This is a genomic window from Arthrobacter sp. Sr33, from assembly GCF_054511195.1.
Genome location: NZ_JBTNDD010000003.1, coordinates 271,720 through 294,056, shown reverse-complemented (window position 1 = coordinate 294,056; position 22,337 = coordinate 271,720). Strand labels below are relative to the sequence as shown.

General features: G+C 65.6%; 22 protein-coding genes and 1 riboswitch. Of the genes, 19 read left to right on the top strand and 3 right to left on the bottom strand.

Annotated elements, in window-relative coordinates; genetic code table 11:
* Nucleotides 1-17: 17 nt before the first annotated feature.
* Both ACX80T_RS06485 and ACX80T_RS06480 read left to right on the top strand, forming a co-directional pair.
* On the top strand, nt 18-839 hold the full coding sequence (locus tag ACX80T_RS06485) for a CPBP family intramembrane glutamic endopeptidase (protein WP_019481393.1): 822 nt from the start codon (nt 18-20) through the stop codon (nt 837-839).
* Nucleotides 840-937: 98 nt separating this feature from the next.
* Nucleotides 938-2,026 carry a mechanosensitive ion channel family protein gene (locus ACX80T_RS06480; RefSeq protein ID WP_024476537.1) on the top strand — a complete coding sequence of 363 codons (1,089 nt, stop codon included), beginning with the start codon at nt 938-940 and terminating at the stop codon, nt 2,024-2,026.
* Nucleotides 2,027-2,082: 56 nt separating this feature from the next.
* Here the strand turns inward: ACX80T_RS06480 and ACX80T_RS06475 are convergent, their stop codons facing one another.
* Nucleotides 2,083-3,153: an NAD-dependent epimerase/dehydratase family protein gene (locus ACX80T_RS06475; protein ID WP_116778446.1), complete on the bottom strand. Its 1,071-nt coding sequence runs from the start codon at nt 3,151-3,153 to the stop codon at nt 2,083-2,085.
* A 91-nt stretch (nt 3,154-3,244) separates the two neighbouring features.
* Between ACX80T_RS06475 and ACX80T_RS06470 the strand changes: the two genes are divergently transcribed.
* The 7 genes from ACX80T_RS06470 to ACX80T_RS06440 all read left to right on the top strand — a co-directional run bounded on the left by ACX80T_RS06470 (nt 3,245) and on the right by ACX80T_RS06440 (nt 10,856).
* Nucleotides 3,245-4,354: a YihY/virulence factor BrkB family protein gene (locus ACX80T_RS06470; RefSeq protein ID WP_019481396.1), complete on the top strand. Its 1,110-nt coding sequence runs from the start codon at nt 3,245-3,247 to the stop codon at nt 4,352-4,354.
* A 92-nt stretch (nt 4,355-4,446) separates the two neighbouring features.
* Nucleotides 4,447-5,439 (top strand): glutathione S-transferase family protein, encoded by a 993-nt coding sequence (locus ACX80T_RS06465; RefSeq protein WP_024476538.1) that lies wholly within the window; start codon nt 4,447-4,449, stop codon nt 5,437-5,439.
* Between the two features lie 205 nt (nt 5,440-5,644).
* The gene (locus ACX80T_RS06460; protein WP_024476539.1) at nt 5,645-6,700 is read left to right on the top strand and encodes a FecCD family ABC transporter permease; all 1,056 of its coding nucleotides are present in this window, start codon (nt 5,645-5,647) and stop codon (nt 6,698-6,700) included.
* Nucleotides 6,697-7,845, top strand: a complete 1,149-nt coding sequence (locus tag ACX80T_RS06455) for a FecCD family ABC transporter permease (RefSeq protein WP_116778445.1) — start codon at nt 6,697-6,699, stop codon at nt 7,843-7,845. Before ACX80T_RS06460 ends, ACX80T_RS06455 begins: the two co-directional genes overlap by 4 nt.
* A 1-nt stretch (nt 7,846) precedes the next feature.
* Nucleotides 7,847-8,734, top strand: a complete 888-nt coding sequence (locus tag ACX80T_RS06450; protein WP_116778444.1) for an ABC transporter ATP-binding protein — start codon at nt 7,847-7,849, stop codon at nt 8,732-8,734.
* Nucleotides 8,731-9,867: a siderophore-interacting protein gene (locus tag ACX80T_RS06445; protein ID WP_459304013.1), complete on the top strand. Its 1,137-nt coding sequence runs from the start codon at nt 8,731-8,733 to the stop codon at nt 9,865-9,867. Before ACX80T_RS06450 ends, ACX80T_RS06445 begins: the two co-directional genes overlap by 4 nt.
* 105 nt (nt 9,868-9,972) lie before the next feature.
* Nucleotides 9,973-10,156, top strand: a riboswitch (cyclic di-AMP (ydaO/yuaA leader).
* Between the two features lie 61 nt (nt 10,157-10,217).
* Nucleotides 10,218-10,856: a M23 family metallopeptidase gene (locus tag ACX80T_RS06440; protein ID WP_459304012.1), complete on the top strand. Its 639-nt coding sequence runs from the start codon at nt 10,218-10,220 to the stop codon at nt 10,854-10,856.
* 26 nt (nt 10,857-10,882) lie between these two features.
* Here the strand turns inward: ACX80T_RS06440 and ACX80T_RS06435 are convergent, their stop codons facing one another.
* The gene (locus ACX80T_RS06435) at nt 10,883-11,845 is read right to left on the bottom strand and encodes a diacylglycerol/lipid kinase family protein (RefSeq protein WP_459304011.1); all 963 of its coding nucleotides are present in this window, start codon (nt 11,843-11,845) and stop codon (nt 10,883-10,885) included.
* Nucleotides 11,846-11,952: 107 nt separating this feature from the next.
* On the opposite strand from ACX80T_RS06435, the gene ACX80T_RS06430 reads away from it, so the two are divergent.
* From ACX80T_RS06430 to ACX80T_RS06385, 10 genes are all read left to right on the top strand, one after another.
* The gene (locus ACX80T_RS06430) at nt 11,953-12,723 is read left to right on the top strand and encodes an SGNH/GDSL hydrolase family protein (RefSeq protein WP_026040936.1); all 771 of its coding nucleotides are present in this window, start codon (nt 11,953-11,955) and stop codon (nt 12,721-12,723) included.
* 58 nt (nt 12,724-12,781) lie between these two features.
* On the top strand, nt 12,782-13,279 hold the full coding sequence (locus tag ACX80T_RS06425) for a MarR family winged helix-turn-helix transcriptional regulator (protein ID WP_459304010.1): 498 nt from the start codon (nt 12,782-12,784) through the stop codon (nt 13,277-13,279).
* The gene (locus ACX80T_RS06420; protein ID WP_459304009.1) at nt 13,276-14,391 is read left to right on the top strand and encodes a glucose-1-phosphate adenylyltransferase family protein; all 1,116 of its coding nucleotides are present in this window, start codon (nt 13,276-13,278) and stop codon (nt 14,389-14,391) included. The genes ACX80T_RS06425 and ACX80T_RS06420 overlap by 4 nt, the downstream gene beginning before the upstream one ends.
* 228 nt (nt 14,392-14,619) lie before the next feature.
* Nucleotides 14,620-14,856 (top strand): 50S ribosomal protein L28, encoded by a 237-nt coding sequence (gene rpmB, locus ACX80T_RS06415; RefSeq protein WP_019481733.1) that lies wholly within the window; start codon nt 14,620-14,622, stop codon nt 14,854-14,856.
* Entirely contained in the window at nt 14,856-15,023 is a 168-nt protein-coding gene (gene rpmG / locus ACX80T_RS06410) for a 50S ribosomal protein L33 (RefSeq protein ID WP_019481734.1), read from the top strand. The genes rpmB and rpmG overlap by 1 nt, the downstream gene beginning before the upstream one ends.
* A gap of 4 nt (nt 15,024-15,027) precedes the next feature.
* A complete protein-coding gene (gene rpsN / locus ACX80T_RS06405; protein WP_019481735.1) occupies nt 15,028-15,333 on the top strand; it encodes a 30S ribosomal protein S14 in 306 nt (101 codons plus the stop codon).
* 112 nt (nt 15,334-15,445) lie between these two features.
* Entirely contained in the window at nt 15,446-16,612 is a 1,167-nt protein-coding gene (locus ACX80T_RS06400; protein ID WP_459304008.1) for an MFS transporter, read from the top strand.
* 142 nt (nt 16,613-16,754) lie between these two features.
* A complete protein-coding gene (locus ACX80T_RS06395) occupies nt 16,755-17,045 on the top strand; it encodes an HU family DNA-binding protein (RefSeq protein WP_019481737.1) in 291 nt (96 codons plus the stop codon).
* Nucleotides 17,046-17,172: 127 nt separating this feature from the next.
* Nucleotides 17,173-19,356: a cytochrome c oxidase assembly protein gene (locus tag ACX80T_RS06390; RefSeq protein ID WP_459304007.1), complete on the top strand. Its 2,184-nt coding sequence runs from the start codon at nt 17,173-17,175 to the stop codon at nt 19,354-19,356.
* Nucleotides 19,353-21,359, top strand: a complete 2,007-nt coding sequence (locus tag ACX80T_RS06385; protein ID WP_116778438.1) for an NHL domain-containing thioredoxin family protein — start codon at nt 19,353-19,355, stop codon at nt 21,357-21,359. The genes ACX80T_RS06390 and ACX80T_RS06385 overlap by 4 nt, the downstream gene beginning before the upstream one ends.
* Here the strand turns inward: ACX80T_RS06385 and ACX80T_RS06380 are convergent.
* Entirely contained in the window at nt 21,356-22,336 is a 981-nt protein-coding gene (locus ACX80T_RS06380) for a hypothetical protein (protein WP_459304006.1), read from the bottom strand. The genes ACX80T_RS06385 and ACX80T_RS06380 overlap by 4 nt on opposite strands.
* Nucleotide 22,337 lies beyond the last annotated feature (1 nt).

Below are 22,337 nucleotides of genomic sequence, written 5' to 3'. Positions count from 1 at the left end.
CGGGTAATCTCAGTGGTATGACAACGCAGCCGGAGACCCTGAAGGAAACGCGAAAGACTGCCGCGAATCTGATCCCTGCGGTGCTGATCGCCGGGTCGGGGTTTGTGATGTTCGGACTGGATCAGCGGTGGCTGGGTTACCTGTTGTTGGCGGCCGCCTTGGCGTCGTCGTTCTTCATCGGGCGTCAGCTGTTCAAGGATCTGGCGCTGCTGTCACTCGGACTGATCATCATGAGCCTGGTGCCCATCACCACCGACATCAGCTTCGAACACATGTTCACCATGGGGACAGCAATGGTCCTGGCGGTGGGGCTGCCGTATTCGATTTCACGGTTTGTGTTCAAGGACCACGCCATCCGGTTTCCGGTACTCACCGGCCAGAAGTGGACGCGGACCGAGCGCTGGTACCTGGTGGCCGTCGTCGTGATGGGGTACTTTCTCCTGCCCGTCTACATGATTCCTACCGGCGTGTTTGAGAACTGGCCGGCAGCCTCGGATCCGAGCACCGTGGCGCGGCTGTTCCTCGGCACCAATGTGCTGGGCATCTGGGACGAGCTGTTCTTCATCTGCACGGCCTTCACCCTGCTGCGGCGGCATCTGCCGGACTGGCAGGCCAACATGCTGCAGGCGGTGCTGTTCACCTCGTTCCTCTGGGAACTGGGCTTCCACGCCTGGGGGCCTTTGCTGATCTACCCCTTTGCGCTGGTGCAGGGCTGGATTTTCAAGAAGACCAAATCATTGAGCTACATTGTGGCGGTTCACCTGCTGTTCGACTTTGTGTTGTTTCTGGTGCTGATTCACGCGCACAACCGCGAATGGTTCGACATTTTCCTGTACTAGCCACCTGCTGATCCCCACCTGATCGTGGGGTGAGAGTCTCCCCACAGTTTTCCCTTCCGGCTGGACAGCTACCCACTGTCATCTGAGACGGTGAAGCCATGGATGAACTAGTCAACGCGTTGGCCCCGGTGGTCGGGGTCGCTGCGGCCTTGATCGCAGCCGTGCTGCTCGCAGCCATTTTGCGCCGGATAGCTGTGCGCGCCCTGCGGAAGGTCCCCGCCATTCAGGGGGCATCCCGTCGGGCGCTGAACCCGGTGCGGCTCGTGCTCGCCATTGTGGGCGCGCGGATAGCCCTTGCGGTGACTGCCGCCGACACCGACTGGTTTGGGCCGGTGGACTACGCGCTGGTGCTGGCTCTCATTGGGGCCGTGGCCTGGCTGGTCGCCTCGCTCCTGCTGGTGTTCGAGGCGGTGGCGTTGCGGAAATACGGGAGGGACACCGTTGACCATGGGCGGATGCGGCGCCTGAAAACGCAGATCATGCTGGCCCGCAGGGTGGGAGTGGCGCTGGTGATCACCTTCGCGCTGGCCAGCGTGCTGCTGACGATCCCCGAGGTGCGTGCCCTTGGCGCTGGCATCCTGGCCTCGGCCGGGCTAATCTCCATTGTCGCTGGCCTCGCCGTCCAGAGTTCCCTGGCCAACGTTTTTGCCGGGGTGCAATTGGCCTTCACCGACGCCCTGCGGATCGACGACACCGTGTTCGTTGAAGAACAGTTGGGCACAGTCGAGGAAATCACCATGACCTATGTGGTGGTCAAGGTCTGGGACGACCGCCGGGTCATCCTGCCCTCGACCTACTTCACCACCACGCCGTTCGAGAACTGGACGCGGAGCCGTTCCGAACTGCTCGGCACCGTTGACCTGGACCTCGACTGGCGGGTTCCCATCGACTCGATGCGGGCCCACCTGACCGCAATACTCGCCGAGACCACCCTGTGGGACGGGCGCACCAGCACCCTGCAAATCACCCAGGCCACCGACGGCATGGTGCGGGCCCGGGTGCTGGTCAGTGCCGTCGACAATGATGCCCTCTGGGACCTGAAGTGCCTGATCCGCGAATCAATGGTCGTGTTCCTGCAGACCCACCACCGCGAGGCGCTGCCCCGGCAGCGGTGGGAGGCGGTGCACCCTCCCCAAGCCCTCGAAGCTCCCCAACCCGCCGCCCTCGGATCGAGTCAACACAAATAACCAAGTTCCGGCGTGAAACCTGCTATTTGTGTCGACTCGCTCCAATGCGGGGAGGGCTAGGTGCGGGGTTTGAGGCTGGGGGAGCCGTCCACGCCGTCGCCCGCGCTCAGCCCGGTCAGCACGGCGCGGATGGCGTCGAGTGAGGAATGCTCCGGCTCCCACCCGAGCAGTGTGCGTGCACGGTCGGTGTTCATGACCGGTGCCAGGGCAGCCATGTCGATCCACCCCGGATCGGTACGCTGCAGCCCCAGCGCCCAGGTCACGCCGACGACGGCGCGCAGCACCTTCACGGGGAGGTTCACCACTCGTCGGGCGCCCAACTGCCCCGCGACCTTGGCCGGCGTGAGCACCGGCTCGGCAGCGATGTTAAAGGCACCACCCACCCGCCGGTCGACGGCCCGCCAGTAGGCGTCTGCGACGTCGTCGGCGTGGACCGCCTGAAAGATCAGCCGATCAGGGATGGGAATGACCGGGAGCCGCAGCCGATCCAGCAGGAACTTCGGGACGAGCGGGCCCAGGAAGTAGCGGCCGATCTCGCTCCCTGCATCCTGCTGAAAGATCAGCCCCGGGCGAATCCGGGTGACGGGGATCTCCGGGTACCTCCGGTCGAAGTCATCAAGGAGCGCTTCCTGCTCAGCCTTATGCCGACTGTAGTGAGAGGTGCTGATGCCCCCATGCGGCCAACTTTCATCCACCCGCTGGCCCTTCGAGGCCGGGCTATAGGCACCCACCGATGACGCGCAGACGAAGTGGCGCACTCCCGCGTCGGCGGTCGCCTGCAGCGCGTTGGCGGTACCGGTGACGTTGGTGCGGTGCATCGCCGGTTCATTGCGGTTCGGCTGGATGGCCCAGGCCAGATGCACGACGGCGTCAACGCCGGCGAGTGCTGCGGTGAGCGTGCTGCGTCCCTCGTCGGTCCCGATATCGAGGGCGTGCCATTCGCACCCGGCGTAGGGGGCCCGGGCAGTGTCAGGAAGCCGGCGGGCGAAGCCGACGATTTCCACGCCGCCCGGATGCTCGGCCGCGGCCCGTTGCAAGCGCCGTAACAGAGCGGTTCCGACGTTACCGGTGGCGCCAACAACCGCAATTCGGAGGGTGCCGGCTGGACTAATCTGGGAGAAAGCCATGTGCCAACGGTAATCCTTAGGTAGGCTTATGCACTAGTAAGGGTCCTTATAATAATCAGCTGGACCTGTAGGAACTATGTGGAGGTACCAAATGGCACCCAGCGGCGGCACAGCGGCGGATTCGCCCGAAGCGCAGACCCAGGACAAAGCACGCAATGCGCCGAGTCCTGACGACGACCGGAAGCCCGACAGCCCCACCGAGATCAAGAAGCCAGCCTGGGGATACGTGTTCAAGCGCACCCTCCGTGAATTCGGCAAAGACCAGTGCACCGATCTGGCTGCTGCCCTGACCTACTTCGCGGTGCTGGCGATTTTCCCGGCGCTGCTGGCGGTGGTCTCCCTGCTCGGTGTCTTCGGTCAGGCGGAAACCACCACCAACACCGTGCTGGACATCCTTGAAGGGGTGGCACCGGGTGCAGCCGAGAACGAGACGCTCGAAAGCACTATCGAAGGTCTCGCTACCTCACAGGGTGCTGGTCTGACGCTGATCATCGGTGTTCTCGGTGCGCTCTGGTCTGCCTCCGCCTATGTCAACGCCTTCAGCCGGGCAATGAACCGGGTGTACGAAGTGGAGGAGGGGCGTCCGTTTTGGAAGCTGCGCCCGGTAATGCTCCTCATCACCGCTATAGTCCTGCTGCTGGTGGTGCTGATGGCCCTCCTGCTGGTCCTGTCCGGACCGATCGCCGAATCGGTCGGGAATGTGATCGGTCTCGGCGACACGGCTCTCCTCGTGTGGAACATCGCCAAGTGGCCGGTCATGGTGGTTTTTGCCATCCTGATGATCGCCATCCTGTACTACGGGGCGCCCAACGTGAAGCAGCCCAAGTTCCGTTGGATGAGCATGGGATCGTTTGTTGCGTTGTTGGTCCTCGGACTCACCACTGCTGGATTCTCTTTCTACGTTGGCAACTTCGGCAGTTATGACGAGACCTACGGGGCGATCGCCGGCGTCATCGTGCTGCTGCTGTGGCTCTGGCTGGCTAACCTCTCACTGCTCTTCGGTGCAGAGTTCGACGCCGAACTGGAGCGCGGCCGGCAACTCCAGGCCGGCATCGAAGCTGAGGAAACCATCCAGCTCCCTCCACGGGACGCCACCGCAAGCCGCAAGAAGCTCGACAAGGAACTCGAGGACATCGACAACGGGCGTGAGCTGCGCCGGAAGTACGAACGCGAGTCGGCCCGGCAGAGCCAGGACAACTGATCGCCAACCGGCGATCACCCAGTGATCAATTCCACCTCTGTCGCCGGGCTGTTCCAACCAACAGCCCAGCGACAGAAGATTAGGCTGAACAGATGACCGAGAACGAACACAGCACTCGTGGCGCCTACGTGAACACGGGCAAGGAATTCAGCCGCGACACCACCTATATCGAAACCCGGATCACCCGGGACGGGTCGGACGGCTTTCCCGTGGAGGCCGGCCGGTACCGGCTGATCGCCGCCCGCGCCTGTCCCTGGGCGAACCGCGCCATCATCGTGCGCCGGCTCCTCGGACTCGAGGACGCCATTTCGCTGGGGACCCCGGGCCCGACCCACGACAAGCGGTCCTGGACCTTCGACCTTGACCCTGACGGACGCGATCCGGTCCTGGGCATCGAACGACTGCAGGAGGCGTTCTTCAAGCGAGATCCCGAGTATCCGCGCGGTATCACCGTTCCGGCGATCGTCGACGTGCCTTCAGGTGCCGTCGTCACCAACAACTTCCCGCAAATCACCCTTGATTTCTCCACTGAGTGGAAAGATTTCCACCGCGACGGCGCCCCTGATCTGTACCCGGAGAAACTGCGTGAAGAGATCGATCAGGTCGCCAAGCGGATCTTCACCGAGGTGAACAACGGCGTCTACCGGTGCGGGTTCGCCGGATCGCAGGAAGCGTACAACGACGCCTACGACCGCCTGTTCACCGCGCTGGACTGGCTGGAGGAACGCCTCAGCCACCAGCGGTTCCTGGTAGGCGAGACCATCACCGAGGTCGACGTCCGCCTGTTCACCACCCTGGTGCGCTTCGACGCCGTCTACCACGGACACTTCAAGTGCAACCGGAACAAGCTCACCGAAATGCCAGCCCTGTGGGGCTACGCCCGGGACCTGTTCCAGACCCCCGGCTTCGGCGACACGATCGACTTTGACCAGATCAAGGATCACTACTACATCGTGCACGAAGACATTAACCCGACCGGGATTGTGCCCAAAGGCCCGGATCTGGCCAACTGGCACACCGAGCATGGCAGGGAAGGCCTCGGCGGCAAGCCCTTCGGGCAGGGAACCCCGCCCACCGCTGCCTAAAGCCAGCTAAACCGTGTCAACCGATAGCCCGCCCGTACCGGATTCCCCGGCTGCTGGGTGGGGTTTCGGCGGGTAGGGAGCGACCTGCCGGGTGCCCCTCCGAACGACCCACCCTGGCTAATTAGGGAACATAACCGTTTCTTAATAGAGGTAACCGTAGGCTAGCCTTACTTCTGTCCGGAGTTAGACGGTGAGGAGGCATGCGATGGCAGTGCAGACTGCTCCAGCCCCTCTTGCCCGCGCTCCGATCGCCTCAGCCAGACCCCGCGGACAGCGCCGGGTTCTGAAGCTGGGCGCAGTGCTGGTCGCCCTCGCCCTGGTCTGCGCCGCCTCGCTCGCATTCGGCTCCCGGCCCATCAGCTTCGACGTCCTGGTCGCTGCGCTAACCGATTTCGACCCGGCCAACGGCGACCACGCCGTCGTCCACTCCCGCATTCCCCGCACCGTCACCGGCCTCATGGTCGGCGCCGCACTCGGCCTCGCCGGTGCCGCCATGCAGGGAGTGGCCCGGAACCCGCTCGCTGACCCAGGCATCCTCGGCGTCAACGCAGGAGCCGCGCTCGCCGTCGTCATCGGCATCTACGTCTTCGGGATCGCCGAGGTGACCGGCTACATTTGGTTCGCGTTCGCCGGGGCAGCCTTCGCCGCCGTCGTGGTCTACGCCATCGCAAGCCTCGGCCGGGAAGGCGCCACCCCCATCAAGCTGGCGCTCGCGGGGGCGGCCCTGTCCGCGGGGCTGGGCAGTCTGATGAACGCCGTCCTGGTGTCCAACCAGGAGACGCTCGACCGGTTCCGGTTCTGGCAGGTCGGCACCGTGTCAGGCCGTGGCTGGGATGTCCTCCTGCCGGTCCTGCCGTTCCTCGTGGTCGGCATCCTGTTGACCCTCCTGACCGGTAAGGCACTGAACAGCCTGTCCCTCGGTGACGACATCGCGAAGGGGCTCGGCCAGAACGTGGCGATAGCCCGCGGTGTCGCGGCGCTGGGCGTCGTCATCCTCTGTGGCGCTGCGACCGCAGCCGCCGGACCGATCGCCTTCGTGGGCCTGGTGATCCCTCACATGGTGCGGGTGCTCACCGGCCCCGACTACCGCTGGATCCTGCCCTTCTCGGTGGCACTTGCCCCGGTGCTGCTCATCGGAGCCGACATTGTCGGCCGGCTCATCCTGCCACCCGGCGAGGTGCAGGTGGGGATCATGACCGCCGTCATCGGCGCCCCGGTGTTCATCTGGCTGGTCCGCCGCCGGAAGCTGGCCCAACTATGAGCCTCCACCCAGCGCCCCCGACCGGCGCGGCCACACCCGCCGCCCCGGACGTCGCTGCCACACCGAATGGCGCTGCCACACCGGATGGCGCTGCCGCACCGAATGGCGCTGCCACACCGCCGTCGGCGGCTACCGTCAGCGGCGGTCGACGCCGGCAAGCAGCCCAGCGCCGCCTGGTGATCGGTATCCTCGCGGGGGTCACCGCCGTCCTGTTCGCGGTCTCCGTCCTGCTCGGCACCTATACCGTGACCATCCCGGACTTCTTCAGGATCCTCGGCGGCGCCGATATCCCCGGCGCTACCTTCATCGTGATGGAAAACAAGCTTCCCCGCGCGGTGATCGCGGTCCTTATCGGGGTGGCCTTCGGCCTGGCGGGCACCATTTTCCAGACCATGCTCCGGAACCCGCTGGCCAGCCCCGACATCATTGGGATCAGCTACGGAGCCAGTGCCTCCGCCGTGGCAGCAATAGTGCTGTTTGGGGCGGCGGGCGTTGCGGTCTCCCTTTCCGCCCTGATCGGTGCACTCGCCGTCGCGGCAGCGATCTACCTGCTCTCCCGCCGCGGCTCGGCGGCCGGGTACCGGCTGATCCTGGTGGGAATTGGCTTCGCCGCGGTGCTGCACGCGGTGGTCAGTTTCCTGCTCACCCGCACCGATATCCGCACCGCATCGGACACCCTGGTCTGGCTCAACGGCTCCCTGAATTCTAGCAACTGGGACCGCGCCACGATCCTCATCCTCGCCCTGCTGCTGCTGATCCCCGCGGCGGCCGTCCTGTCCCGGGGGCTGCAAGGACTGGAACTGGGCGACGATACCGCCGCCAGTCTCGGCATCCGGGTCGAACCATCGCGGCTAGCTCTGATCACCGTCGGAGTGGCCCTGGCTGCCGTTGCCACTGCCGCCGCCGGGCCGGTGGCGTTCGTCGCCTTCCTCGCCGGCCCGATCGCGCGCCGCCTCGTGAAGGGCGCCGTGTCTCTCACCGCGGCCGGACTGGTGGGCGCGGTGATAGTTCTCGCCGCAGACTTCGTGGCAGCCAACATGATTCCCGGTGTGTCACTTCCGGTCGGCGTAGTAACAGGCGTCCTCGGCGCCCCGTTCCTGCTGTGGCTGCTCGTGACCGCCAACAGGACAGGACAGGGAGGCTGAGATGGCTCTGACAGCCAGCGAGCTGACACTCGCATACGACGACCGCAAAGTGGTCCAGGACCTCACCGTCGAGCTGCCGGCCGGCAAGGTCACGGTGATCGTCGGTGCCAACGCCTGCGGCAAGTCCACCCTGCTGCGCGGCCTGGCCCGCCTGCTGAAGCCGTCGGCCGGCGTCGTCAACCTCGACGGCAAGGACATCCACTCGCTGTCCACCCGCACCGTCGCGCGGATCCTCGGGCTGCTTCCGCAAACACCGGTAGCCCCGGATGGGATCACCGTCGCCGACCTGGTGGGTCGCGGCCGCTACCCGCACCAGGGCTGGTTCCGGCAGTGGACCAACGACGACGACGTCGCCGTCGCCTCCGCCCTCCAAGCCACCGACACCCTTGAGCTCGCTGACCGCTTTGTCGATGAACTGTCCGGTGGGCAGCGGCAGCGGGTCTGGATCGCGATGGCCCTGGCCCAGCAAACCGACATCCTGCTGCTGGATGAACCCACCACCTTCCTCGACGTCACCCACCAGGTGGAAGTACTGGATCTGATCACCGACCTGAACCGGCGCGACGGCACCACGGTGGCCATCGTGCTCCACGACCTGAACCTCGCCGCACGCTACGCCGATCACCTCATCGCCATGAAGGACGGCCAGATCGCCGCGCAGGGCAGTCCCGCCGAGGTGGTGACTGAGGAGACCGTCACCTCGGTTTTCGGTCTGCAATGCCGCGTCATCCCGGACCCCGTATCCGGCACACCCATGGTGGTGCCGGTCGGCCGGCACCACTCAGGCGACGGAGCTACTCAGCCGTCACCCGAAACGTCCACCGGGCAGGGGTTCCTGCCTAATCCGCAGGACACGCTGTCCGCGCACCACCTGGAGGCAGCAACATGACCGAAGTCAGCAATCGCACGGCCCGACGGAGCGAGCGCGCATCCCAGCGCACCGATGGAACCGTTTCGGCGGTATCAGCCTTCGACGTCGTCGTCACCCGGGTGCAGCGCCTCAGCGACAACTTCCAACGCATCACCTTCGGCGGGTCCTGCCTGAGGGACTTCGGGGTGCAGGGGCCAACGCTCGACCTGCGGATCAAAGTCATGATCCCCGCCACCCGCGACGACGATGCCCCCCGCGTGAACATGCGGGAGCTCCTCGAGTCACCGCCCGAGGGCTCGGGTTGGTATCAGCGGTGGCTCGCGATGGACCCCGCCGAGCGCGGCGCCATGCGCACCTACACCGTCAGGGCGGCCCGGTGCGATGGTGACCAGCCAGAGATCGACGTCGACTTCGTGATGCACTTCGATGCTGAGGGGAACGGGGGGCCGGCGTCGCTGTGGGCCGCCGCCGCCACCCCCGGCGATCGGATCTGGCTGATCGGCCCGAACGTCCACGCCGCCACCTGCACCACCGCCGGCTCCTACGGCGGGATCGAGTGGCGTCCGGGGCTCGCCCAGCAGGTCCTCCTCGCCGGCGACGAGACAGCTGTCCCCGCCATCAGCGCCATTCTGGAGTCCCTCCCCGCCGACGTCGGCGGGCACGCCTTCCTTGAAGTGCCGGACCACGCAGACTTCCAGGCTGTGTCCACCACCTCAGCGGTGGAAATCATCTGGCTCGCCCGGGGGGAACGCCCCCACGGTGAACTGCTGGACGCGGCGGTCCGGGATACGGTTCGGGTGCCCGGCTGGGTGTCGCTGGCCGCGCCGTTCGCCGTCGGAGTCGATGCCAGCTCCCGCGCCGGGCTGACCCTCGCCGCCGCTGCCGCAGCCACAGCAGGCCCCGAGCCGGAAGAAGTGAACATTGACGAAACGATCCTGTGGGAAACCCCGCAGCGGCTGAACGCGTCAACGCTGAATTCCTCGCTGAACCCGGACCGGCCCTCCGGTGCGCTCCCGTTCTATGCCTGGATCGCGGGCGAGGCCGCGGTGGTCCGTGGGCTGCGGCGTTATCTGGTGCGCGACGTCGGGATTGACCGCAAGCAGGTGGCCTTCATGGGGTATTGGCGCAGGGGCCGATCTGAACTTGGCTAGTCGCCACGCCGTGATCTGTGTAACGAAATTATAACTTCTCGGCTAAGCACTCTATTCTTATAGGGAGCCATCCGCATCATTGTGGCTCCCGGACTGCACGCCTAACCCTGTCAGCAGCCGGCCCCCAATTCACCGTGGCAGGGGTGGAGGACCCATCTTCGGCAGTTTTCTGCCTTGGGGTGCAGCCCTTCGCAAACCACTCTTCCGCTCACTGGAAGAGCAGCAGTGGGCCGAGTCAACTCTTGCTCGAATCCGACAGCTAACTTCACCGGCGTTGCAGAGAGGCTCCTGTTTTGCTCCAGCCGGTCACGTCCGGGCGCCGCCGCGCGTCCGCCCCGCCTAAGTCCATCTTGAAATCCAACCGCCGGTCAGCTGTGCTGGCCGTGGGAGTCCTCGCCGCAGCGGCGGGCCTCGTTCTCACCGCAGCCTTCCCCTCGCCAGAGGCTTCCCCCTCGGCAGCCCCTACCGCCGGAACCGGCCCCGCCGTAGCCGCACCGGTTACTGCTGACGCTGAAGCAGAAATTGATTTCAGCAAGGAGTCCCCGCTCGCGACGGCCGCAACCCCGAAGGCCAAAACCACTGTCCTGTCCAGCGACGCGGCAGCGTTCACCACCCCGATCAAGGGTGCCGAAATTGCTTCGTCGTTCGGCTACCGGGTGAACCCGATGGGCGGGTACGGCGACGAGCTGCACACCGGGACCGACTACTCAGGGGCTTGCGGTACGCCGGTCCTCGCATCACGCGCGGGCACCGTCGTGGAATCCGGGTGGCATGCCTATGGTGGTGGCCAGCGGATCGTGGTGGACCACGGCGGGGGCCTCCAAACCTCGTACAACCATCTCAGTGTGCTCGGCGTGACCGTGGGGCAGAAAGTGGGCAAAGCCGAGGGCCTGGGCGCCGTCGGCAGCACCGGCAACTCCACCGGATGCCACCTCCACTTCGAGCTCCTGGTCGACGGCGAAAAAGTCGATCCCCAGACCCGGCTCTAACCCGGCCCGGGCCCGGCCCTCGCGGCTTAGGGCTCCGGGTGGGTGACGACTGCTGGATCCTTCTTGCCGTAAGGCATCCGCAGGCGCAACGAATTAGCGTCCACGCGCAGGACCATGTGGGTGCCCTTGCCGAGGGGGTCGCCGTCGAGCTGGATTTCCTGCGGCTCGTCGAGCTGGATCTCGGCTTCCTTGCACTGGAAGTACTCGAGCGATGGGTCCTTGCCCTTTCCGCGGGCAAACAGCTTACCCACGACGCCAAGCCAGCCGAGCCGGCCGGTGGGCGCCACGGTCATGATGTCCAGTAGGCCGTCGTCAATCTTGGCGCCGGGGAAAATCTCCAGCCCGCCCATGATCTTGCCGCAGTTGCCGCCCATCACGCTGCGCAGCCGACGCTCGATGACATCGCCGCCGTCCAGTGTGATCCGGGTGCGTGCAGGCTTGCCGCTCAGGTTCCGGATGCCGGCGTCGACGTAGGCCAGCCAGCCCACCTTGTCTTTGAGGTCATCACGGGTGTCAGCCATGATCGACGCGTCAAACCCCAGCCCCGCCATCACCAGGAACACGTGCGAGTCCTGGGCGCGGTCAACGGTGACATGGACGACGTCAACGTTGCGTTCGGTGCCGAACAGGGCTGCCTTGGCGGCCTCCTCCGGATCGTCGACGGCGATGTCCAGGTTCCGGGCCAGCAGGTTGCCGGTGCCGAGCGGGATCAGCCCCAGTGCGACGCCGGTGCCGTTGACGACCTCGGCCACGCAGCGGACCGTTCCGTCACCGCCAGCGGCGATCACCACGTCCACGCCGGCATCGACGGCTTCCTGTGCCTGACCACGGCCGGGGTCATCAACCGATGTCTCCAGGTACAGCACCTCGTCCCACCCCTCGGCAGCGCAGAGCTCCGAAACGATCGCACGAATATCAGCCCCGGTGTTCTTGACCGGGTTGATGATCAACGCGGCGCGCTTGGTCCGAGTGTCGGAGGGCTGGGTCATGATGTCCTTCTCAGGTTGTGGGGAGGGGAGCAGGGTGCACTGCAAAAAGTTATCAGTCTGCTTGCAATGCCACCTTATCGCGCGGCGGGAGCAGGTAGCCTCTTCTAGTGGAATTCTCTCAACGATATGTGGCCCTCGGTGATTCGTTTACGGAAGGCGTCGGCGACTGGCATGAAGCCAGCCCCAACGGGGTGCGGGGGTGGGCTGACCGGGTGGCCGAGCAACTGATCCTTGCCGACAGCTCCTGGGGATACGCGAATCTCGCCGTCCGCGGCAAGAAAGTGCGCCAGGTCCTCGACGAACAGGTTGACCGGGCCCTGGCCCTGCAGCCCACGCTGATCACCATCTACGCGGGTGGCAACGACATCCTGCGGCCGCGGATCGACATTGACGCGCTGATGGCCGCCTACGACGACGGCGTGGCCCGCCTTGCGAGCTCGGGCGCCGCCGTGGTGCTGTTTACCGGTTTTGATTCGGTGGGGTCGGCGGTGTTCGGCAAGACCCGCGGGCGGACGGCCATCTATAACGAACTGGTCCGTGAAATTGCTGACCGGCACCACGCCGACGTGGTGGACTACTGGCGGTTCAGGGAGTTCCAGAATTGGGGCTATTGGGACACTGACCGGATGCACATGTCCGCCGCCGGACACACCCTCATGGCCAGGCGGGTGCTCGAAGTGTTGCGGGCCTCCCACGAGATCGACCTGCCCGAGCTGGAGGCCGCGCCGGCGTCGTCGCGGATAGATCAGCTACGAGCGGACGCCCAGTGGGCGCGCGACTATCTGTCGCCGTGGGTTGGGCGGCGCCTGCGCGGCGTGTCTTCGGGGGATGTGCTGACGGCCAAGTACCCGGAGCTCACCCGCCCGGCGTGGGCCTAGGGTCCCAGCCGGCCGGCGGGGCCCCGGTGGCAAACGGTGTCTGTGCCAGAATGGCGGGATGAGTGGTGTCCGATGGCTGAATCCCGAGGAGCGGCAAGCCTGGCTTGCGCTCTACGCCGTCACCACCATGCTCCCTGGCACGCTGGACGCCCACCTGTTCCGGCAGGCCAAGATCACGCTGTTCGATTATCACGTCCTGGCGATGCTTTCCGAGACTGATGACCTCACCCTCGCGATGAGTGAACTCGCTGCCCGGTCGAATGCGTCACTGTCCCGCCTGAGCCATGTGGTGAAGAAACTTGAGCAGCGCGGCTGGGTGTCCCGGTGCCCCAGCGCCAGCGATGGTCGGGTCACCACCGCCCGGATCACCGAGGACGGGCTGACGAATCTGCAGTTACTGGCCCGCGAGCATGTTGACCATGTACGGGAGTCGGTCTTCGACGCGTTGACCGACGACGACGTCCGCGACCTGGAGCGGATTGGCAAGAAGATCCTGGCCCGCCTCGACAGTACCCACTGGATCCTGAATCAACCCACACCTGGAGCGCAACCATGAACCGACCGTCCGTCCTTGCGATCGTTCTCGCAGGCGGTTCGGGTGGACGGTTGGGGCCGCTGACGGATAAGCGTGCCAAACCGGCGCTGCCCGTCGCCGGCTCCTACCGCCTGATCGACATCCCCCTCTCCAACCTGCACCACAGCGGCTTCTCGGATGTGTGGATGGTGCAGCAGTACCAGCCGAACTCGCTCAACGACCATCTGGCCAATGGCCGGCCGTGGGATCTGGACCGCACCAACGGCGGGCTGCGTGTCCTGCCGCCGTTTGAGGGCAGGGAAGGGGAGGGCTTCGCGGACGGAAACGCCGATAGCCTGTTCCGGCAGGCAGCGTTTATCCGCGAGTTCGACCCCGACCTGGTGCTCCTCCTGAGCGCCGATCACCTGTACCAGCTGGACTTCCGCGATGTCGTCCAAACGCATCTGGAGGCCAAAGCCGCCGCGACAATCGTGACCACACACTTCGACGGCGACGCCTCCAACCACGGTGTGGTCGAGGTGTCCGGCGGCGCCGTCACCGGCTTCGAGTACAAGCCCGACCAGCCCAAGACCACCCTGGTGGCCACCGAAGTCTTCCTATTCGATGCCGCGCACCTGCTCGACACCCTGGAACTGCTGGAGAAGGAAGAGGGCGGCCTCGACGACTACGGCGACCAGCTGCTGCCCCACCTGGTGCAGCATTCAACCGTGGTGGAACACCGCCTTGAAGGGTATTGGCTCGATCTTGGTACCCCGGAGAACTACCACCGGGCGCACATGGAACTGCTTGACGGCGAGGGTCTGGCCTTCGACCACCCGGCCTGGCCCATCCTCACCAGCAGCTCCCAGCGCCTGCCCGGGTTTGTCGGGAAAGGTGCGGTCGTGGCCGACTCGCTGTTGGCGCCGGGCAGCCGCGTCCTCGGCGAAGTCAGCCACAGCGTGATTGGGCCGGACACGGTGGTGGAGGCGGGCGCCGTCGTCGTCGATTCGATCCTGCTGAACGGGGTCACCGTTCCCTCCGGGGCCCGGATTGTGCGGTCCATAGTTGACTCCGGTGCCACGCTCGACGCCGGAGCGCAGGTGGGCGACGACGACGTCGTGACGGTGGTAGACCGCAACGGCGATTGGTCTTAACCCCCGGCAGCTCCTAGAATAGGAGGGCATCAGGTGGCGGAGCGTGCGCAATTGCTCCGATTCTTGGGAACATATCTTCCGGGGAATCGGTAGTTAGGGGCTCAAGTTGCGCGAAAACCGCTAATCATCTGGACAGTTTCGGCTGTCGTTTGGGGCGCCTCTGATTGCATTCCCAGCAGACAAGACTGCTGGTTCTAGGTATTTTCATTAACTCTTTGGAGGATCGTCATGGCAGCTCACTGCCAAGTGACTGGAGCCGAGCCGGGCTTTGGGCACAGCATTTCCCACTCACACCGCCGCACCAAGCGCAGGTTTGACCCGAACATCCAGAAGAAGCGCTACTGGGTTCCGTCCCTGCGCCGCAACGTCACGCTGCAGGTTTCGGCCCGCGGCATCAAGACCATCGATGTGCGCGGAATTGACGCCGTCGTCGCGTCGATCCTGGCTCGGGGAGTGAAGCTCTAATGGCAAAAGATAAAGACGTACGCCCGATCATCAAGCTGAAGTCGACGGCCGGCACGGGGTACACCTACGTGACCCGCAAGAACCGCCGTAACGACCCGGACCGCATGGTTCTGATGAAGTACGATCCCAAGATCCGCAAGCACGTCGAATTCCGAGAGGAGCGCTAAACACATGGCTAAGAAGTCTAAAATTGCCCGCAACGAACAGCGCAAGGTAATTGTTGAGCGCTACGCCGAGAAGCGCCTCGAGCTGAAGAAGACGCTGGTTGACCCCAACGCGACTGACGAAGCCCGCGAAGCTGCACGCCTCGGCCTGCAGAAGCTGCCCCGCAACGCGTCGCCAGTACGCCTCCGCAACCGCGACCAGATCGATGGCCGCCCCCGCGGAACGCTGCAGAAGTTCGGTATCTCCCGTGTTCGCTTCCGCGACATGGCTCACCGCGGCGAGCTGCCCGGTGTGACCAAGTCCAGCTGGTAACTCCGGCTGGCTGGTAACTACCAGTCTGCAAGAGGACGGCGACCCTGGGTCGCCGTCCTCTTGCGTTAAGCGCCGGTCCTGACAGACTGCACCCATCCTGAAGGGAATGCCCGTGCGGCAGCAGAAACTGCTCGAACCTCCGATGCTGTTGCTGTCCGTGGGTGGGTTCCTTGCGGTCGCCACAGAGGTGCTCCCCATTGGTCTGCTGCCCCTGATGGCGGAGGACCTGGGGGTCACCGAGTCGGCCATCGGGTTGCTGGTCTCCGCCTACGCAGCAGTGGTGGTGTTCGCCTCCATCCCGTTGAACGCGTGGACCAGTGCTGTGCCCCGAAAGCCGCTGCTGGTGGGGCTGCTCGCCGGTTACGGCGTCAGCAACATCGTGCTGTGCCTGGCACAGGATTATTCGGTGGCGCTGACCGGGCGAATCCTGGCCGGGGCGTGTCACGCACTGTTCTTCGCGGTGGTCTTCGGCTACGCGAGCCGGTTGGCACCGCCGGGCCGGTTGGGTGGGGCGATGGCGCTGGTGAACGCGGGCAACGCCGTCGCGATCGCTCTCGGGGTGCCCCTGAGCACCTGGCTGGGGGCGACGGTCGGGTGGCGCTGGTCGTTCGGCTGCGCCGCCATCATCGCGCTGCTCCTGTCGGTGGGCGCCGCCGTCGTCATGCCGGGCATTAGCGGGTCCAAGGTTTCTGGCGGCGCACAGCTGCGTGAGGCGTTGGCGGGACCTGCACTGCGGCGGGTGATAGTCGCGGTGGTGGTGATGATGACCGCCCAGTTTGCCCTCTACACCTTCATCACCCCGGTGCTGCTCCAGTCAGGCTTCACCGCTGAGAACGTGGGATTCGCGTTGCTCGCCTACGGCGGAGCCGGGATTCTGGGACTCGCGATCTGCAGCCGGTTCACCGACTCGGCGTTGCGTCCCGCGTTACTGCTCTCCCTGCTGGTGATGACGGTGTCTTTCCTGGGGGTCGCGCTGCTGGATGGGGCGCCGGGCTGGACCCTGGCCGTGGTGATCCTGTGGGGCCTGCTGTACGGTCCGGTTCCCGCCTATGTGCAGACCGCGGCGATGAGCGCGTTCCGGGACCACCCGGACACCGTGGCGGCCGTTCATAACTCGACGTTCAATATCGGGATCAGCGCCGGGGCGCTGGTGGGTGCGCAGATGCTGACAGTGGGTGACCCGTCGGGAATCGGATTCGCTGCGGCGGGGCTGGCACTCGGGGCGCTGGTCGTGGTCTTCACCGGCACCAAACAGGGATTTCCCCGAGTCAGCAGCTGAAATAGTGCCCTTTGGCATCTAAAAACCCCCAAAAACGCCGGAAACGACCGGAGTTTGGTGCTCAAGCTGGTAAGTTTTCGCACAGAGGCTTTCAGAATCGTGAAGGCTTTACAAATAACGGACAAGTCCAGGAGGACGTAAATTGGCAACGAAAGAAACCAAGAACCGCAGCGAACTGGTAGCAGAAGTAGCAGCGAAGGCTGACACCAGCCAGACCGCCGTTAACGGCGTTCTTGACGCACTGTTCGATGTACTGGCAACCTCAGCTGCCAACAACGTCAAGGTCACCATCCCAGGTTGGCTCGCTGTCGAGCGCACCGAGCGTGCCGCCCGCACCGGACGCAACCCTCAGACCGGCGAGACCATCCAGATTGCAGCAGGCAGCAGCGTCAAGCTGACCGCCGGCTCCAAGCTGAAGGCTGCTGTCAAGTAGTCAGTCACCCGGTCCGCTAAGGACTCTAGGCCGCCACCCTTTCCGGTGGCGGCCTTTCCTTTTAACGTCGAACTTCAACTTCGGGCGTGAGTCACCGAATTGTTACCCGTTCTACGCAGGGTAGACAATGGTAGATGTGGCTACTACAACCAAGGCGCCCCGGCCGACCGACCGCCCGGGCATACAGACCCCAGGGGTGAAGGTTGGCTGGCTGATTGCCGGCGGTGCCGCCGTCGTGGTCGCACTCATCCTCGCCCTGCTGTTCTCGGGGGCTGCCGGTCCGCGTCAGCTGGGCGACCCGGGTGCCCTGACCCGCTGGGGATTGCCGGTCGCCAAGGCGTTGAACAACATTTCGGTTGCCGCCGTCATCGGCTCGCTGGTCTTCGCCGTCATGATCCTCCCGCGCCGGGTCGGATCGACCCACCGCCGCACCAGTAATGCGCGCACCAGCAGCGCCGGCACCCCGGGCGACGAACACCCCGCCTTCAGCGCGGTCATGACCCTCGCCTCCGTCGCCGCAGTATCGTGGACCCTCGCCGCCGTCGGTGTGCTGCTGTTCACCTACTCCGACGCCGCCGGCCTGCCGCTGAGCAGCGACCCCGGCTACACGGAGGGGCTGGCCTCCTACCTCACCGACTTCGACACCGGCCGTGCCTGGCTGTCCACCGTCCTGATCGCCGCCGTCGTCGCCACCATGACCTTCGGGGCCCGATCCAGCGGCTGGCTGGCACTGACCGGTGTCCTATCGCTCCTCGGCCTGATGCCGATGGCCCTGATCGGCCACTCAGCCAGCGGCGACGACCACTACGCCGCCATCAACTCGATCGCCCTGCACCTGGTGGGAGTCTGCCTGTGGATCGGCGGCATCATTGTGCTGGCGGTGATCAGCGGGCGGCTGGGCGTCCTGACCTCCAGCGTGCTGCGCCGCTTTTCCTCCCTCGCAGGTTTCGCCTTCATCCTGGTGGTGCTGTCCGGTGTGATCAACGCCAGCCTCCGCATCAACGATCTGGGCCAGCTCGGCTCGGAGTGGGGCCTGCTGGTCACCTTCAAGACGGTTGCCACCCTGCTGCTCGGCGGGATCGGCCTCATGCACCGGCAGTGGATCATTCCCCAGCTCGGAACGGGCAGCGGGTCGCTCACGGGCGGCCAGCTCTCCGCCCGGCGGGTGCTGTGGCAGCTGATCGCCGTGGAACTGCTGATCATGGGCGCAGTCTCGGGTGTTGCTGTTGCCCTGTCCCGGACGGCCCCGCCAGTCAGCGAGGAGATCGCCCCCGACGCCTCGCCGGCGCGGATCCTCTCCGGGTATGACCTGCCGCCCGAGCTGACGTTTGAACGCTGGTTCACCGAATGGCGCTTCGACTGGCTCTGGGTGGCCTTCGTGGCGGTCGTCGGGGTGGCTTACGTGCGGGGCGTGGTGAAGGTCCGCAAACGCGGCGACAAATGGCCGCTCCTGCGGCTTGCCTGCTGGCTGGTCGGGCTGACGCTGCTGACCTACATCACCTCGGGCGCTCCAGCCGTCTACGGCATGGTGTTGTTCAGTACACACATGGTGGGCCACATGGCCCTGACCATGGTGGTTCCGCTCTTCCTGGTCCTCGGCGCGCCGGTAACGCTGGCGCTCAAGGCGCTGACCCCTCGCGGCGACGGGTCCCGGGGGATCCGCGAGTGGATCCTGGTGCTGGTGCACTCGCGCTTCTCCGTGCTGGTGACCCACCCGCTGTTCGCCGCAGCCAACTTCGCCGGATCCATCGTGATCTTCTACTATTCACCGCTGTTCGGCTTCGCGATGCGGGAACATGTGGGCCACGAACTGATGTACGTGCACTTCCTGATCACCGGGTACATTTTCGTCCTCTCGATGCTGGGCTCCGATCCGGTGCCACGCCGCGCACCGTATCCGCTGCGGATCCTGCTCCTCTTCGCCACCATGGCCTTCCACGCCTTCTTCGGTGTCGCGCTGATGGGGTCGACGTCACTGCTCCAGGCTTCCTGGTTCGGCAACATGGGCCGGGACTGGGGCCCCTCGGCGCTGGAGGACCAGCAACTCGGCGGCGCCCTGACCTGGGGGATCGGCGAGATTCCCACCCTGCTGATGGCGATCGGCGTCGCCATCATGTGGTCGCGCGACGACGCCCGGGAGTCCAAACGGACCGATCGTGCGGCGGACAGGAATAACGACGCCGATCTCACCGCTTACAACAACATGTTCGCTTCGCTGGCGGAACGCGACAACCGCCGCGGTCCAGGCACACCGGGACCCGGAAAGCCAGCATCATCCCAGAAGCCTGACCAACCAGGAGAGCGTGAATGACTGAGACCTCGATCCGCACCGATTACCGGGTGCGTGCCTCCGAACTGGTGGGCCGCAACTGGCTCAACACCGGCGGGCGGCAGCTCACCCTCGAAGATCTGCGCGGGAAGATCGTCATCCTCGACTTCTGGACCTTCTGCTGCATCAACTGCCTGCACGTCCTGGACGAGCTACGGCCCCTGGAGCAGAAGTTCAGCGACGTGGTTGTCACAGTGGGAGTCCACTCACCCAAGTTCGAACATGAAGCGGACCCGGACGCCCTGGCCGCCGCGGTGGAACGCTACGACATCCAGCACCCGGTGCTGGACGACCCGGAGCTGACCACCTGGCAGGCCTACACCGCCCGTGCCTGGCCCACCCTCGTCGTCGTCGACCCCGAGGGGTACATTGTGGCGCACCTCTCCGGTGAGGGTCACGCTGCCGGGCTGGAGTCCCTCGTCCAGGAGCTGGTGGAGGAACACTCCGCGAAGGGCACGCTGCACCGCGGCGACGGACCCTACGTTCCTGCTGAAAGCACCGCCGGCGACCTCCGGTTCCCGGGCAAAGCCGTCCCCCTCGCCAACGGTTCGCTCCTGATCGGCGACACCGGCCACCACCGGCTGGTGGAGCTCGACGCCGACCTGGTCACCGTCCGCCGCACCATCGGCTCGGGGGAGAAGGGCGCTGCCGACGGCACCGCCGCCGGGGCCCAGTTCAACGAGCCGCAGGGCCTCGCGGTCCTGCCCCAGCAGGTTGCCCGGCAGGTCGGGTACGACGTCGTCGTCGCCGACTCCGTGAACCACCTGCTCCGTGGCGTGGCCCTCGCCGACGGCGCGGTCACCACCATCGCGGGCAACGGCGTGCAGCGGCTGCTGGACGCCGGCAACCACGTGAAGGCACGCCCCGCCGAGCTGCAGGAGAACTTCGACCAGCCGAGCGGGTACGACGTCGAATCCCCGGAGGACGCCACCCCTCGCCTGACCGACACCCACCTGGGCACCCGGCCGCTGGAGGTCTCGCTGTCCTCGCCGTGGGACGTGCTGTGGTCAACCGTGCTGGAACGCGTGGTGATTGCCATGGCTGGCACCCATCAGCTGTTTACGTTCGATCCAGTCACCGGATCCGTCGACATCCTCGCGGGCACCGGACTGGAGGGCCTGCTCGACGGGGACGGATCCGAGGCCTGGTTCGCCCAGTCCTCGGGCCTGGCCGAGGATGCCAGCGGCAACCTCTGGGTCGCCGACTCGGAAACGTCGGCAGTACGGACCCTTTCCTTCCCCGAGTTCAACGGCCACCGCCGCACCCAGGTGCGGACCGCCATCGGGACCGGGTTGTTTGATTTCGGTTTCAGGGACGGCGCCGCGGACCAGGCACGCCTGCAGCACCCGCTGGGCATTACCGCCCTTCCCGATGGGTCGGTGGCCATCGCCGACACCTACAACGGCGCGGTGCGCCGGTACGATCCAGCCACGGGGCAGGTCTCAACCCTGGCCCGCGGTCTTTCGGAGCCCTGCGACGTTCTGGTGGACCTGACCCCCACCGCGTCGGGCAGCGAGCCGCTCCTCATTGTGGTGGAAGCCAACCGCCACCAGCTGGTCCGGGTGCCGATCCCCAAGGAAGCGCTCGCCGTCGATGAAGGCGCGTCCCAGACGCAACGACCGCAGACCCCCGTCGTCGCCGGATCGCATGCGCTTACGATCCGGTTCTCCGCGCCCAAGGGACAGAAACTCGACGACCGGTGGGGTGACCCCACCCAGCTGAAGATCTCCTCCTCACCCGAGGAACTACTGGTGTCCGGTGGCGGAACGTCGGTGGGTCTGACCCGCGAACTGGTGCTGTCCGACGCCGTCAGCGAGGGCGTCCTGCACATCACCGCCCGCGCGGCGGCCTGTGACGGGGAGCCGGGCGGCGAGATCCCCGATCATGCAGCATGCCACCTCTACCAGCAGGATTGGGGTATCCCGGTGCGGATCAGCGACGACGGCGAAACCGGGTTGACCCTGGACCTGCGGGGCCTCGACTAGTACTGGACCACCGGGGTGACGGCGATTTCGTCGTCGCCCACTGACAGGCGGGCGGTGAAGCCGAACTCGCGGGGGACCGTCACCGGTTCGATCGAGCCGGTGAAGAGGTCCTGCAGCGAGGTGGACAGTTCGGCGTTGCCTGAGAGCGGCGCCATCACCCAGCTGCCGTTGAACGGCTCGATGGAGACCGTCGGGTATTCCGTGATGGACCAGCGGATGTCCCCAGCTACCCGGTTCTCGGTCTGGAAGTTGAAGGGGCAATTGGCGGGCTGGAACACGGTCTGCGCCGCGCATTCATCCAGGAAGCGCCGGATCTGGCCGTCCACCGCCTCCACCAGCGCATCGGTGGCCGCGGTAGCGAGCGCTATTCGTTGGCCGCCCGAGCGGTCGGTGACGGCAACGGTTTGGGCCGGCGCAGCGAAGTACTCGCTCGTGTAGTGGGCTTCAAAGTCCCCGGGGTAAAACACGGCGAACTGGTTTCTGCCCTCGGGCATGCCTACCCTGGTCCCATTGAGGGTGGCCTCGACCTGGTTGATCACCGACAGTTCGAGGGTGGGCAGCACCGACGGAACAAACTCCCAGGTGTTGAAGAACAGCCACTCCGTACCGGTGCGCTCCAGGGAAAACGTTGACGAGTGTGCTGCACCGCGGACCGTGTAGGTGATGGTGACCTCCACCCGGCCGTCACCGACCTCCACCGCCTCACCGACCGCCACGCCCTCAACAGCTGCCATCGACTGCTGCAGCGGAGCACCGTTGAGCATAGCCGCGTTGGCCTCGGGCACCGACGCGTTGAGGAGCCCCAGGGCGCGTTCGCCGTCGCCGTCCGAGAGTGCTTCGAGGTAGTCGTGGACCTGTTCCTCGGGGTTGAAAATGTGCGTATTGACCACCACCACTGTGGCAATCGCGGCCGCAACCACGACCATCAGACCGAGCAGCCAGGCTGCTAGGACTTTGATCACAGAAGACGTTTGCACG

Bases quoted from the DNA above. Each gene is read 5' to 3' on its own strand.
- ACX80T_RS06425 (WP_459304010.1), top strand. From the start codon at position 12,782: ATGAGTGGTGTCCGATGGCTGAATCCCGAGGAGCGGCAAGCCTGGCTT.
- rpmB (WP_019481733.1), top strand. From the start codon at position 14,620: ATGGCAGCTCACTGCCAAGTGACTGGAGCCGAGCCGGGCTTTGGGCAC.
- rpmG (WP_019481734.1), top strand. From the start codon at position 14,856: ATGGCAAAAGATAAAGACGTACGCCCGATCATCAAGCTGAAGTCGACG.
- ACX80T_RS06485 (WP_019481393.1), top strand. From the start codon at position 18: ATGACAACGCAGCCGGAGACCCTGAAGGAAACGCGAAAGACTGCCGCG.
- ACX80T_RS06445 (WP_459304013.1), top strand. From the start codon at position 8,731: ATGACCGAAGTCAGCAATCGCACGGCCCGACGGAGCGAGCGCGCATCC.
- ACX80T_RS06420 (WP_459304009.1), top strand. From the start codon at position 13,276: ATGAACCGACCGTCCGTCCTTGCGATCGTTCTCGCAGGCGGTTCGGGT.
- rpsN (WP_019481735.1), top strand. From the start codon at position 15,028: ATGGCTAAGAAGTCTAAAATTGCCCGCAACGAACAGCGCAAGGTAATT.
- ACX80T_RS06450 (WP_116778444.1), top strand. From the start codon at position 7,847: ATGGCTCTGACAGCCAGCGAGCTGACACTCGCATACGACGACCGCAAA.
- ACX80T_RS06475 (WP_116778446.1), bottom strand. From the start codon at position 3,153: ATGGCTTTCTCCCAGATTAGTCCAGCCGGCACCCTCCGAATTGCGGTT.
- ACX80T_RS06435 (WP_459304011.1), bottom strand. From the start codon at position 11,845: ATGACCCAGCCCTCCGACACTCGGACCAAGCGCGCCGCGTTGATCATC.
- ACX80T_RS06385 (WP_116778438.1), top strand. From the start codon at position 19,353: ATGACTGAGACCTCGATCCGCACCGATTACCGGGTGCGTGCCTCCGAA.
- ACX80T_RS06465 (WP_024476538.1), top strand. From the start codon at position 4,447: ATGACCGAGAACGAACACAGCACTCGTGGCGCCTACGTGAACACGGGC.
- ACX80T_RS06460 (WP_024476539.1), top strand. From the start codon at position 5,645: ATGGCAGTGCAGACTGCTCCAGCCCCTCTTGCCCGCGCTCCGATCGCC.
- ACX80T_RS06390 (WP_459304007.1), top strand. From the start codon at position 17,173: ATGGTAGATGTGGCTACTACAACCAAGGCGCCCCGGCCGACCGACCGC.
- ACX80T_RS06480 (WP_024476537.1), top strand. From the start codon at position 938: ATGGATGAACTAGTCAACGCGTTGGCCCCGGTGGTCGGGGTCGCTGCG.
- ACX80T_RS06470 (WP_019481396.1), top strand. From the start codon at position 3,245: ATGGCACCCAGCGGCGGCACAGCGGCGGATTCGCCCGAAGCGCAGACC.
- ACX80T_RS06455 (WP_116778445.1), top strand. From the start codon at position 6,697: ATGAGCCTCCACCCAGCGCCCCCGACCGGCGCGGCCACACCCGCCGCC.